Source organism: Alkalicoccus luteus, assembly GCF_052061695.1.
In the GTDB taxonomy this organism is placed as follows: Bacteria; Bacillota; Bacilli; order Bacillales; family Salisediminibacteriaceae; genus Alkalicoccus; species Alkalicoccus luteus.
Window position 1 is genome coordinate 1 of record NZ_JBPZEY010000023.1, and the last position, 11,112, is coordinate 11,112.

The 11,112-nt window shown below is 51.3% G+C and carries 13 protein-coding genes; 7 read left to right on the top strand and 6 right to left on the bottom strand.

Annotated features, from left to right (window positions below; genetic code table 11):
- Nucleotides 1-275: 275 nt before the first annotated feature.
- Complete coding sequence (locus ACSZLD_RS16700) at nt 276-1,082, top strand: AAC(3) family N-acetyltransferase (RefSeq protein WP_444685851.1); 807 nt, start codon at nt 276-278, stop codon at nt 1,080-1,082.
- A 468-nt stretch (nt 1,083-1,550) separates the two neighbouring features.
- Here ACSZLD_RS16700 and ACSZLD_RS16705 read toward each other — a convergent pair whose 3' ends face one another.
- Genes ACSZLD_RS16705 through ACSZLD_RS16720 form a run of 4 tightly spaced genes read right to left on the bottom strand, consistent with a single transcriptional unit; the run spans nt 1,551 to nt 5,839 of the window.
- Nucleotides 1,551-2,933: an ABC transporter substrate-binding protein gene (locus ACSZLD_RS16705; protein ID WP_444685852.1), complete on the bottom strand. Its 1,383-nt coding sequence runs from the start codon at nt 2,931-2,933 to the stop codon at nt 1,551-1,553.
- Between the two features lie 28 nt (nt 2,934-2,961).
- The gene (locus ACSZLD_RS16710; protein WP_444685853.1) at nt 2,962-3,765 is read right to left on the bottom strand and encodes a carbohydrate ABC transporter permease; all 804 of its coding nucleotides are present in this window, start codon (nt 3,763-3,765) and stop codon (nt 2,962-2,964) included.
- Nucleotides 3,765-4,697 carry a carbohydrate ABC transporter permease gene (locus ACSZLD_RS16715; protein WP_444685858.1) on the bottom strand — a complete coding sequence of 311 codons (933 nt, stop codon included), beginning with the start codon at nt 4,695-4,697 and terminating at the stop codon, nt 3,765-3,767. Before ACSZLD_RS16715 ends, ACSZLD_RS16710 begins: the two co-directional genes overlap by 1 nt.
- 26 nt (nt 4,698-4,723) lie before the next feature.
- The gene (locus ACSZLD_RS16720; RefSeq protein ID WP_444685854.1) at nt 4,724-5,839 is read right to left on the bottom strand and encodes an ABC transporter ATP-binding protein; all 1,116 of its coding nucleotides are present in this window, start codon (nt 5,837-5,839) and stop codon (nt 4,724-4,726) included.
- A 150-nt stretch (nt 5,840-5,989) separates the two neighbouring features.
- Between ACSZLD_RS16720 and ACSZLD_RS16725 the strand changes: the two genes are divergently transcribed.
- The gene (locus ACSZLD_RS16725) at nt 5,990-6,460 is read left to right on the top strand and encodes a GNAT family N-acetyltransferase (RefSeq protein ID WP_377910535.1); all 471 of its coding nucleotides are present in this window, start codon (nt 5,990-5,992) and stop codon (nt 6,458-6,460) included.
- Here ACSZLD_RS16725 and ACSZLD_RS16730 read toward each other — a convergent pair.
- On the bottom strand, nt 6,453-7,154 hold the full coding sequence (locus ACSZLD_RS16730) for a methyltransferase domain-containing protein (RefSeq protein WP_377910534.1): 702 nt from the start codon (nt 7,152-7,154) through the stop codon (nt 6,453-6,455). The two genes, ACSZLD_RS16725 and ACSZLD_RS16730, sit on opposite strands and share 8 nt — an antisense overlap.
- Before the next feature lie 81 nt (nt 7,155-7,235).
- Between ACSZLD_RS16730 and ACSZLD_RS16735 the strand changes: the two genes are divergently transcribed.
- Together ACSZLD_RS16735 and ACSZLD_RS16740 are read left to right on the top strand one after the other, a co-directional pair.
- Nucleotides 7,236-7,787 (top strand): GrpB family protein, encoded by a 552-nt coding sequence (locus ACSZLD_RS16735; protein ID WP_377910533.1) that lies wholly within the window; start codon nt 7,236-7,238, stop codon nt 7,785-7,787.
- Between the two features lie 9 nt (nt 7,788-7,796).
- Nucleotides 7,797-8,195, top strand: a complete 399-nt coding sequence (locus ACSZLD_RS16740; protein ID WP_444685859.1) for a cytidine deaminase — start codon at nt 7,797-7,799, stop codon at nt 8,193-8,195.
- A 3-nt stretch (nt 8,196-8,198) separates the two neighbouring features.
- Here ACSZLD_RS16740 and ACSZLD_RS16745 read toward each other — a convergent pair whose 3' ends face one another.
- A complete protein-coding gene (locus ACSZLD_RS16745; protein ID WP_377910532.1) occupies nt 8,199-8,633 on the bottom strand; it encodes a small multi-drug export protein in 435 nt (144 codons plus the stop codon).
- A gap of 79 nt (nt 8,634-8,712) precedes the next feature.
- Between ACSZLD_RS16745 and ACSZLD_RS16750 the strand changes: the two genes are divergently transcribed.
- From ACSZLD_RS16750 to ACSZLD_RS16760, 3 genes are read left to right on the top strand one after another with little or no spacing between them, the layout of a single operon-like run.
- Nucleotides 8,713-9,300, top strand: a complete 588-nt coding sequence (locus tag ACSZLD_RS16750; protein WP_444685855.1) for a TetR/AcrR family transcriptional regulator — start codon at nt 8,713-8,715, stop codon at nt 9,298-9,300.
- A complete protein-coding gene (locus tag ACSZLD_RS16755) occupies nt 9,297-9,869 on the top strand; it encodes a GNAT family N-acetyltransferase (protein ID WP_444685856.1) in 573 nt (190 codons plus the stop codon). The genes ACSZLD_RS16750 and ACSZLD_RS16755 overlap by 4 nt, the downstream gene beginning before the upstream one ends.
- Nucleotides 9,870-9,907: 38 nt before the next feature.
- A complete protein-coding gene (locus ACSZLD_RS16760; protein ID WP_444685857.1) occupies nt 9,908-10,567 on the top strand; it encodes a hypothetical protein in 660 nt (219 codons plus the stop codon).
- The last annotated feature ends 545 nt before the right edge of the window (nt 10,568-11,112 follow it).

The following is an 11,112-nucleotide window of genomic DNA, read 5'->3' on the forward strand; positions in this document are numbered from 1 at the left end:
GAAGGCCGCTCGGATTTCTGCTATTTTTTTGTCTTTTTCTCATTTCATTCCAAAAAAAAGCGGTACCGGACATATCCGGCACCGCTTTTTGTTTCAAGAAGAGCTTTTTAGACAGCCCCCTTTGCTCATTTATTGAAATAAGTCATTTTTGGGGTCAGGAGTACTGTTGGAGGTTGACGATTTTTTTTAAAATCAAGTGATAATATAAAAAGGAAATATTTTCTTTGAAAACGCTCTGTGCTATTGTGAGTAGTGAACAGAGAAGGGGTCAGCATATGTCATTGGAAAACATCGTGAACAAGTCAAACGAATTGCAAACCGTACATACGATAAAGAGAGATTTAAGCGTGATCGGAATTGAATCAGGGAGCACAGTTCTGGTGCATAGTTCATTATCCAGCATCGGCTGGGTAAACGGAGGAACACAGGCCGTGATTCAGGCGCTGATGGAAACGATAACGGATGCTGGTACCATCGTCATGCCGAGCCAGTCCGGGGACTGGAGTGATCCTGCTGACTGGAGCAACCCGGCCGTTCCCGAGCAGTGGTGGGACGAGATCCGCGCGACGATGCCAGCGTACGATCCAGCGGTGACACCGACAAGAGGGATGGGGAAGATCCCAGAGCTGTTCCGGACGCTGCCGGACGTGAAGCGGAGCGCTCATCCGGCTGTATCATTTGCTGCATGGGGAAAGGATGCTGAAAAGCTGACGGCAGGCCATCAGCTTAGTTGGAGCCTCGGGGAGGCCTCTCCGCTCGGAAAGCTTTACCGAACAGATGCCGACGTACTGATGATTGGGGCGGGCTACGATTCCTGCACGACGTTTCATCTCGGCGAATACCGGGCGCCGGGCGGAAAGCGAATCCGGACAGGCGCGTCGATTCAAACCGATGCGGGTTCACAATGGGTCACATATGAGGATATCGAGGTGGACAACGAGGAGTTTGAACAGGTAGGGAAGAAGCTTGAAGCAGAAAAGCAGGTGCATACCGGTAATATTGGTCTCGCACCGGTGAAGTGCTTTTCCGTTCAGGACGCCGTGGATGTATCCGAAGCCTATTTTTCAGAAATGCGAAGCTAAACATAAACCGATCGCTTCTGAGATGCTTTCCATAACACACGTGATGACGAAATAAGAGCGCTGTGAGCTGCACGCATTTATTGTTGAGAGTCCGTCTGCGGCAATCAGAATAGTTGAACGTTTGAACGGGAAAGTTGATCATTTGGTCAGGCGGGATGAACGTTTCTTCGTTATAGCAGTCCTAAGTTGATGCTCGTGAACAGTTGCCGGCGAATGTTAATGCTTTTGCGACGAAAGTTGAACATCTCATGAGTCGGGTTAATGATTTGCCGGTAAAAGTTGAATACTTTTACAAGCGATGGATTTTGAAGGAATGTGGTCTGTTCACAATAGATGTCATATACCAGATAGCCGTCTGCTGAACCGCGTCTACAGCAAAAAATCCAGCCGGATGTTTCCGGCTGGATCGCAGCAAACGTTTGAGCTGCAGGTTGATTTCAGTACCGCACTGAACAAGCAAATGATAGCTTATTCAGACGCTCGTCCGGACACTTCGATCGCCCGGTTTGAGCCCTCGACTGCCTGCTGCAGCGCTTCCTCCGGAGAGGTTCCTTGGTAGAGCGCCTCGAGCGACGTGACGACCTGTTCACGTGACTCAGGGAATACCGTAATCAGGGCGCCCTGCGTAGCCGTTGATGGAACGGTTTCCTGAAGCTGGTCGATCGGAACGGTCAGCTGCGGGAACTGCTCGTGCTCTTCTGCAACAATTTCCTCATCGTAGGCGTCCGGATGAGTAGAGAAGTAGCCGGTGTTGACGTGCCATTCAGCCTGTACGTCAGGCTCATTGAACCACTTCATGAATTCCCATGCACCGCGCTGTTCCTCTTCGCTGATGCCGCTGCCCATCCAGACCGAAGCACCGCCTACGACCACACCGTTCGGATCGATGTCATCGGCGTGGGGAACAAAGGAGAGGTCTACCTCGAACGGAGCATCCTCTACTGCCTGCTTAGTGCCGGCAGAGGAATCCATGTACATGGCAACATCCCCGTTTTGGAAGGCAGCCCGCAGATCATCCCAGTCACGGCCGAAGTACTCGAACGTACCTGCTTCGTTCATGTCATTCAGCCATTCATACACCTTCAAGCCTTCTTCGCCGCCGAAGGTCACTTCCGTCGCATCACCGCTGCGACCGTTATCCATGTCTACATACTCCTGGCCCTGAGTCGCAATAAGCTGCTCAAAAAACCAGCCGTGACCGAGCATCGAGAAACCGTACGTATCATCGTCAGTCAATGCTACCGCAGCTTCTGCAATTTCAGAGAAGGTGCGCGGCGGGTTGTTCGGGTCAAGTCCGGCTTCTTCAAATTTATCGACGTTAAAATAGAGAGCTGGTGTAGAGGAATTAAACGGCATCGAGTACAGCTGGTCATCCACCGTATAGTAGCTGAGAATGTTTTCTTCTAACTGATCGACGTCATAATCCTCTGCGTCGATCCATTCCTGCACCGGAGTGATGTAATCGCTCTCGATCATATACTTTGTGCCGACTTCAAACATCTGAACGAGAGCCGGAGCCGTTTCCGTGCCGCCTACGGTACGAAACTGTGTGAGCAGCTCCTCATACGAGCCTTGATATTCCGGCTGAATATAATAATCATCCTGAGAGGCGTTGAAATCATCGACGAGAGCCTCCAGCGTATCGCCGAGTCCTCCTCCCATGCCGTGCCAGAACTCAATTTCAACCGTGTCATCCGAAGCTTCTTCGCTTGTATCATCCGCTTCTTCTGTATTTTCCGGCTCGTTTGCCTCGGCAGCCCCGCCATTTTCTTCACTGTTGTTCTCCGCATTATTGCCGCAGGCGGCTAAAAACAAGAGCGGTGCGCTCCAGAGCATAATCGATTTTTTCATTGTAAAAACTCCCTTTCCGTGAGCAGTTTTATTTGATGGCACCCTTCGTCAGTCCTTTCTGCAGCTGTTTTTGGCCTGCTGCAAGCAGAATGAGCGTCGGAATGATCACAAGCACAACGCCTGCCATAACGATCCCCCAATTGGTGGCGACTTCATCAGCCTGTAATCGGCGCAGGCCGATCTGAACGGTACGGACCGTGTCATTTGTTGTAACGAGCAGCGGCCAGAGATACATGTTCCACGTCGTTAAAAAGCCGAAAATACCGAGTGTGACAAAGCTTGTTTTCGCGTAGGGAACGACAACTTTATAAAAGAACTGAAAGTGGGATAACCCTTCTACCTGTGCCGCTTCATACAGTTCGTGCGGCACGGTTTTAAAATGCTGGCGCAGCAGAAACGTGCCAAAGGCGAGCGCGAAAAACGGCACGGTGAGTGCTAAATAGTTGTTCATCCAGCCGAGCGACTGAATCGTCAGGAAGTTCGGGATCATCGTTGCTTCCCAGGGAATCAGCAGCGTCGAAATAAAGAGCAGAAACACGGCTTGTCTCCCTTTAAATGGTATAAAGGCAAAGATAAACGCCGCGAGGGCACTGACGAGCAGCATGCCGAGCGTAGCCGTTGAGGCAACGATGAAGCTGTTCATTAAGTAGTGCAGAATCGGTACGGATTCCAGCACACCGCGGTAATTATCAAGCGTTGGCGCTGTTGGAATCACCTGTCGGTTTAAAATATCCTCACTCGTCATGAAACTCACGGAAAACGCATAGAGAATCGGAAAAAACATCACCAGCGCCGCAAGGCTTAAGAGCGTATACAGAATCGTTTTGCGCATCACTGATAGTGCACCTTCCTTTCGCCAAACTTGAACTGAAGCAGCGTCAAGACAAGGACAGCAGCAAACAGGACGATCGCCATCGCACTGGCCGGGCCAAACTGATAGTAAATAAACGCTTCGCGGTAAATCGAATAAATAATCAGGTTTGTCGCTTCAGCTGGACCGCCTCCGGTCAGAATATCGACCTGACCGAACGATTGAAATGCATTAATAAACGAAATGGTAATAATGAAGAACAGCGTCGGTGAGAGCATCGGTACGGTAATCCGCCGGAGCTGATAAAAGTAGCCGGCGCCATCGATCCGGGCACTCTCATACAAATGTTCATCTATATTTTGCAGCCCGCCGAGCAGGATCAGAAACGAAAATCCGGTGTTCATCCAGATCGTGGTGATCGCGATGGAAACGAGTGCCATCGTCGAATCCTGGAGCCAGGAAACCGCTGGCAGATTCAGGCCAAGCATCATAGCGTTCAAAATACCTGCAGTCGGATGAAACATAAACAGCCAGATGACAGCAGAGGCTGCGACGCTCATCCCGAGCGTTGAGGCAAATATCGTCCGGAAAAAGCCGATGCCGCGCAGTTTCTCATTTGCAATCAGCGCCAGAAACAGGGCGAGCACGACGCCTGCAGGCACAGTCATCGCAACAAACAGGAGGGTGACAATGACGCTGCGCCGAAAGGAAGCCGATTCCCACAAGTAGGCATAGTTTTCGAGACCGACAAATAACGCGGGGGACCCTTGTGCATCCGTAAAGAAAAAGCTTAAGTACAAGGAATAGATCATCGGATAAAACATGAAGACGCCGAACAAGACGAGCGAAGGCAGCAGATACAGCAGAGCAAGCCGGTAGTTTCGCGATTTCTGCCAAACGGACTTAGCTGACGGAACGCGGTATCGTTCAACTGCCTCCTGGACCGATTCCACCCGGTGAGGGAGTTCTTCTGCCTGCTTCACAGCGACGCCTCCTCCTGCATTTGCGCTCTCACCTGTCCTGGCATCGCAGTGCCCGTTTCAGCATGAAAGACGTGCAGATCGGCGCTGTTTAAGTAAACGGTCGCCTCGCTCTCCTGCTTAAAGTCCCACTGGCCGGGCAGCTTCGCCTTCCACCGGTCAGGTCCGGCACTCATCGTGAGCAGTGTCTCATTGCCGAGTATTTCCACCGTCCGTATTACAACAGAGAGCGCCCAGTCTGTTGAGGCGGAAGGTTCAAGATGCAAATGCTCCGGCCGGATACCGAGACGCACCTTCCCGGGCCGGTTCCATGCTTTATCCGGAAATAAGCCGCGGGTGCCGTGCACGTGGAGCTCTCCGGCGCCGTCTATAACCGCTTCAGTGAGGTTCATGGGCGGCGCTCCGATAAAGCCGGCGACGAACTCGTTAGCGGGACGGTTGTATAAGTCAAGCGGACGCCCGATCTGCTGAACTTCACCGTCCTTTAGTACCATCATGCGGTCGCCCATCGTCATCGCTTCCACCTGATCGTGGGTGACATAGATCATTGTAATGCCGAGCTTTTGCTGCAGCTGGCGGATCTCCGTCCTCATCTGTGCCCGCAGCTTCGCATCCAGATTCGAAAGCGGCTCATCCATTAAGCAGACCGGCATTTCACTGACAACCGCGCGAGCGAGCGCAACACGCTGACGCTGTCCGCCGGAAAGCTCGCGCGGCTTCCGCTTCAGGTAATCCGTCATGCCGAGCATGTCGCAGGCTTCAAGGCAGCGCTTCTTCCGCTCCTGTTTCGAGATGTTACGCACCTTCAGTCCGAATAAAATATTTTCCTCAACCGATAAATGCGGATAAAGTGCATAATTTTGAAATACCATCGACAGTCGCCGTTTGCTTGGAGCCGTGTCATTCGCAGGCTTTCCGTGCATAACAATTTCTCCTGCAGTAAGCTCTTCAAGACCTGCAATCATGCGCAGCATCGTACTTTTCCCGCAGCCGGAGGGACCGACGAGCACGAAAAATTCACCAGGTTCAATTGTCACGTCTGCATCGCGAACGGCGAACGTCTCGCCGTTGTAGCTTTTTGTTACGTGCTTGAGCTGCACGCTTCCTTCTGCCATCACACATCCTCCTTCTTTCCTGATTCCTGTTCCATCGTACCGGCCGGATGTTAACGTCATATGAAGCACATGTTAGGAAGGTGTAAAAAAATGTAAACGTTTCTTGAAGATCATGAAGCGGTTTATACTGAAGAAAAAGGAGGAGATAGCTTGAGTGTCTTAATAGAAGAAATGAAGGGGCCGCTCGCTATTAAACAGGCGGCCGAGGAAGTACTGCGAGATTTGCCGGAGTGGTTCGGAATCGAGGAGGCGCTACAAGCTTACGTTCAGCGGTCTGCGGAGCTGAAAAGCCTGAGAGCTGTCCGCGGCAGCGAAACGCTCGGCTTTATCAGCATCGAAAGCCATAATCCGCAGTCAGCGGAAATATATGTAATGGGCGTAAAGAAAAGCAGCCACCGTCTCGGGATCGGACGGAAGCTGCTTGAGACGGTGGAGACAAAACTTACGAAAGAAGGGTACCGGATGCTGCTTGTTAAAACGCTGTCAGCCGCTCACCCGGACCCGGGCTACAAGCAGAGCAGAGCGTTTTATACGGCGAACGGTTTTATCGCGCTGCATGAATTTCCTGAGCTCTGGGGAAAGGAGAATCCGTGCCTGTTGATGGGGAAACCGCTCAGCTGAACGGTTTTTGTACGACATATGTTAATGCCTGCGACTGAAAACCGTCGTCATTCATGTCGTCAGGGTCGGTGGAAAAAGAAAGTGTTTTCACTTTTTCGTGCAGCTTTTCCCAGTCGGAATAGCTGTTATTCAGCAGCTCCAGGGCTTCATTCGTGCTCATGTTTACCTCCACCGACAGATCCTCTTCGCCATCGACTTGTTCATCCTGGGTGCGTGTATTCATAATAAAGCAGTGAATGCCGCCCGGCTTCGTGCCAAGCTGCAGCTGATCAAGAAGCCGGCGCAGCTCCTCTTTTGACTTCACGTGCTCAATACTGGAGACACCAATGATATAATCATACGTACCGGCTTCAATCGGAAATGCTTCAATCTCAGACTGAACGGCCTGGATCCGCTCTGCAACGTCATACTTCTTTGCATAGTGCTTCAGCTCGGAAATGGCCCGCTCTAAAAAGTCGACGGCTGTTACTGACCCGTTTTCCGCCATTTGCGCGAGCGGAATACTGTTGCGTCCTACACCGGAACCAAGGTCGAGGATTCTTGCCGTGGGAGGTGCGGGAAGCTTATGAAAGTAAGTTTCCACGACGCCGGCGGGCTTAGCGAGCCACGAGCCCTCTTCAAACAGCGGCGTTTTTTTATACAAATCATCGTGGTAGTCAATCTCTTTTTGACGAATGCGGTCAATGCGGTCCATAGGCGTACTCCTTTCGATGATCGTCTGTAAGACCCTTTAGCCCTGAAGCAGGTAAACTAAACGTAGAAAGGATGATTGCCAGTGCGTACGGATAAAGAAATGAATGAGATAACCGTCGGCGAACGAAAGCCGCATAACGCCCAGGTTTTTCTGCAGGAGTATACGCCGGAGTGGCGCAGGCTTTACGAGCAGGAAGCGGCATGGATCAACAGAGCGCTGGCGGACCGGGTGAAGCTGCTGGAACATGTCGGCTCTACATCCGTGGAAGGACTTCCTGCAAAGCCGGTGATTGATATCGTACTCGAGGTGGCAGATGCGGCCGATGAAGAAGCGTATGTGCCTCCGCTTGAGCAGGCAGGATTCCGTCTGCATATAAGAGAACCGGACTGGTATGAGCACCGTCTGTTCAAAAGCAGCCGGACAGACGTCAATCTGCACGTATTTTCGCAGGGGGAAGAGGAGACAAAGCGAATGCTCGCCTTTCGGGACAGGCTTCGCAGCTCGGAAGATGACAGGGAGCGCTATGCGGCGGATAAGCGCCGGCTCGCTGCAAAGAAATGGCGTCACATTCAAGATTACGCTGATGAAAAAACCGCCGTCATCCAATCCATTTTAACAGGGGCGGCGCGATGAGTAAGCTTCATACGAGGCCGCTCGCAGCGGCTGATTGATGCAGCAGAGCGGGTGATTCAGCAGAATGATGCATATGGACGGCATCACGTCGGGGCAGCGGTACGAACGAGTTCGGGGAGCATCTTTACCGGCATTCACCTGGAAGCGAATGTTGGCCGCATTGCGGTGTGCGCGGAGGCAGTGGCGCTGGGAAAGGCGCTTACAGCCGGAGAGAGGGGGCTGGAGGCAGTCGTTGCCGTAGCTCATCCGCATCCGCATGAAGAAGGCGGATGCTGGGTCGTTGCGCCATGCGGGATGTGCCGGGAATTGATCAGCGACTATGCCGCAGATGCCGAAGCGATTATTCCGTATCAATCTAAAACGGTTGTCTGCAGCATGCTGGATCTGCTGCCGGAAAAATATTCGTAACATTTACTGCACGAAATCAATACCGAAGCGGGTCAGCACGGCGATAATGAATCCAAAGACGGCGATACTGACAGCAGCAGACGTAAATAGGCGGCCTCTATCCATACCGATAACTTTACCGGCAACGCCTACCGCCCAGGCACCGATCACCGGAGTGGCGAGCAGCACCATCGCGAATCCTCCTTTGTTCATACGCCTGGCCGAGCGGGAGGAAGCAAGTCTGGTGAAATACCGATTTATTTTTGGGAAGCGAGTCAGCCAATCGTAAAAATAAGCAATGAACGGAATCACGAGAAAATTACCGAGCCAGGACCAGAAAAGCGCGGAATACATATCCAGTCCCATCGCCATTGCGGCAGGAACCGCAATGTAAATTTCAAACAACGGAAAAAAGCCCATAAACCAGGCTGTAAAAGCAAGCCATATATAGTCAAACATCACGGCACCTCCTAAGGACAGTAGACTACCTACCGTTCGTTAGGTAGATTATAGCACAGCTTTTAAAGGAAGTGAAATGATGAAAACCCGGGAGAAGATTTTGGAAGCGAGCTTAGAGCTGTTTACGGCCTCAGGCTATGAGGGAACTAGCCTCGGAGCGATTGCGGATAAGGTTGGAATTAAAAAGCCTTCACTTTATGCCCATTTTAAAAATAAAGAAGCGATCTTTTTAGAGGCGGTCGAAATAGGGGAAGCAGGGTACCATGATTTGTTGAAACGAATGATCAATGAACAGAAGGGGACAGCGGCTCATATTTTGCGCTCACTGCTGGAAGAAGCGGTCGCAGCGTTTGAAGAGGAGCATCTGCTCAGTCAGTTTTATTACCGGTTTCTCTTTTTTCCGCCGTCGGGGCTGGAGGAAAAAATAAGCAGCATTACCACGCAGGGAACTCGCCGGCTGGACGCCCTCCTGGCTGACATTATTGAACGCGGGCAAGAAGAAGGCGAGCTGACGACGGAGCTGACGGTTGAGCAGATTTTACGAAGCTATTTATGCATGCTGGGCGGCACGGATTTTGATATCCGCTATTACCAGCACAGCTCGGTCGACCGGAAAGCGTATTTGGAGATGATCTGGAGCGTGTTCTGGCGCGGAGTAAAAGCATGAGCAGGCTGAAGCTGCGTCCAGTCTCAGAAGAAGATGCACCCTTGTACCATCGCTGGCGCACGGATTGGGAGGTCATGCAGCATACGAGCATGACCACGGCCGTTCCTACCTACTCGGAAACCGTTCAATTTGTGCAGGAGGTTCTCATTGGGCAAAAAGCAGCGGAAAGCTGGATGCTGGAGCTTTCCACCGGCAGAACGATCGGTATCGCCTCACTCGTTCAGATCGACGTTGAAAATCAGTCGGCAGAATGTATTCTCGATATTGGAGAAAAGGATTGCTGGGGACAAGGATTCGGTCAGGAGGCGATGCAGCTGCTGCTTTATCGTGCCTTCGAGGATCTTACCCTGCACCGGGTTCAGCTCCGAGTGTTTGCAGATAACGTCCGTGCTGTCCGTTTATACAACAAAATGGGATTTTTGGAAGAGGGGCGAATGCAGGAAGCGCTGCTGAGAAACGGCAGACGGCACGACATCCTGCTCATGCGGCTGCTCCGGCCTGAATGGGAAAAAATAGATTTTTTACGGTCGGAAGCACCAGGAAGTGTTGATTCCTCACTGGAAGACTAGTACCATCAAACTAGTGTTTACATGAGGGGGAGTCAATGATGAAGAAGTGGGTAGCTGCAGGTGCGGCAGTATGTGCAGCCGGCGTAATGGCAGCAGCGGCGGTTTTCGGACTGGATCTGTGGGGAGAGCCGCGGGCGACAGGACAGGCGCCGGAGCGGCAGGCAGTGGAAAAGCCGGATGGCATGGCGGAAGAGGCGGAAGCAGCTGTACGTGAGCTGGAAGAAGTCTATACCGAGCTTGATCTGTCTTTTTCTGATGCAGATTACAGCGTCGGCATTCGGGACGGCAAACAGGAGGATGCACTCGCCGCTCTGTATGATTTGCACGAAGCGTTTAACAATATCACCGGCTACGGTGCGGTTGAGGTGTTTGCCTATGACGATATTCAGGATAAAGACGCAGGCTACGAAGGTGAATACTACGGAGACATAACTGAAAATATGTATTACATGAGTGAGCATCTGCTTGAACCGTCGCTGTTGCAGCACGACATCGATAAAGGAGCGGAGCTGTTCATTTACGGTGTGCAGCAGGAAAATCAGCGGGCACTCCGCTACGCTCACCGCATCTTTCACGATCTGGACGTTCATTTAAATCACGGCGGTGAAGAATCTGGCGAAGACATCTGGCACGTTACCGAAACCTTCGGGAAAGAGTCTGTCGTGGAGACGATGCACAGTGCTCTAAATGGAAATTGACGAGCAAAAAAGCGCCGGATGGGCGCTTTTTTTATGAAACAAGGAAAATAAACGGGTGGCCGGTTAAGGATTTAGACGGTAAGGCGCTGAAAACAACACAAGGAGCGGCTGCTGAAAGAAGCGTTTTACGCGCAGGCAGAGGAGACATAACTTTTGAGCTGTCTTAAGAAATGATGGCAGTCGGATGGCTTTCGTCAGCCGTTAGCAAGTCTGGAGGAAAGTTTTCATTCTTACTGCTGAAGTTATCAAACCGAGGTGCAAACATTTCAAGCTCGATGCTCAACTTATCAACCTCAGGCTGAAACTTATTACGGTTATCAACTTTCGTTCTTGATAGCGAAAATCTTATCAAACCGATACCGAAAGTTTTCATTTTCCACGCCCAACTTATCATTTCAACGCACAATAAAAAAAGCCGGCGGGAAAAACGGGGCCACTGAAAAAGTCCTTGATGAAGACTAGAAACGTCCTTGTGGACGTTTTTGGTCTTCTTTATCTTTTTTGCTCCCTTTTTCCCAGATGATCGTCTATACTTAGTTTACTAC

Excerpts from the sequence above, each read along its gene's own strand:
- ACSZLD_RS16760 (WP_444685857.1), top strand. The coding sequence starts at position 9,908 with ATGAAGAAGTGGGTAGCTGCAGGTGCGGCAGTATGTGCAGCCGGCGTA.
- ACSZLD_RS16750 (WP_444685855.1), top strand. The coding sequence starts at position 8,713 with ATGAAAACCCGGGAGAAGATTTTGGAAGCGAGCTTAGAGCTGTTTACG.
- ACSZLD_RS16730 (WP_377910534.1), bottom strand. The coding sequence starts at position 7,154 with ATGGACCGCATTGACCGCATTCGTCAAAAAGAGATTGACTACCACGAT.
- ACSZLD_RS16755 (WP_444685856.1), top strand. The coding sequence starts at position 9,297 with ATGAGCAGGCTGAAGCTGCGTCCAGTCTCAGAAGAAGATGCACCCTTG.
- ACSZLD_RS16720 (WP_444685854.1), bottom strand. The coding sequence starts at position 5,839 with ATGGCAGAAGGAAGCGTGCAGCTCAAGCACGTAACAAAAAGCTACAAC.
- ACSZLD_RS16705 (WP_444685852.1), bottom strand. The coding sequence starts at position 2,933 with ATGAAAAAATCGATTATGCTCTGGAGCGCACCGCTCTTGTTTTTAGCC.
- ACSZLD_RS16700 (WP_444685851.1), top strand. The coding sequence starts at position 276 with ATGTCATTGGAAAACATCGTGAACAAGTCAAACGAATTGCAAACCGTA.
- ACSZLD_RS16745 (WP_377910532.1), bottom strand. The coding sequence starts at position 8,633 with ATGTTTGACTATATATGGCTTGCTTTTACAGCCTGGTTTATGGGCTTT.
- ACSZLD_RS16710 (WP_444685853.1), bottom strand. The coding sequence starts at position 3,765 with ATGCGCAAAACGATTCTGTATACGCTCTTAAGCCTTGCGGCGCTGGTG.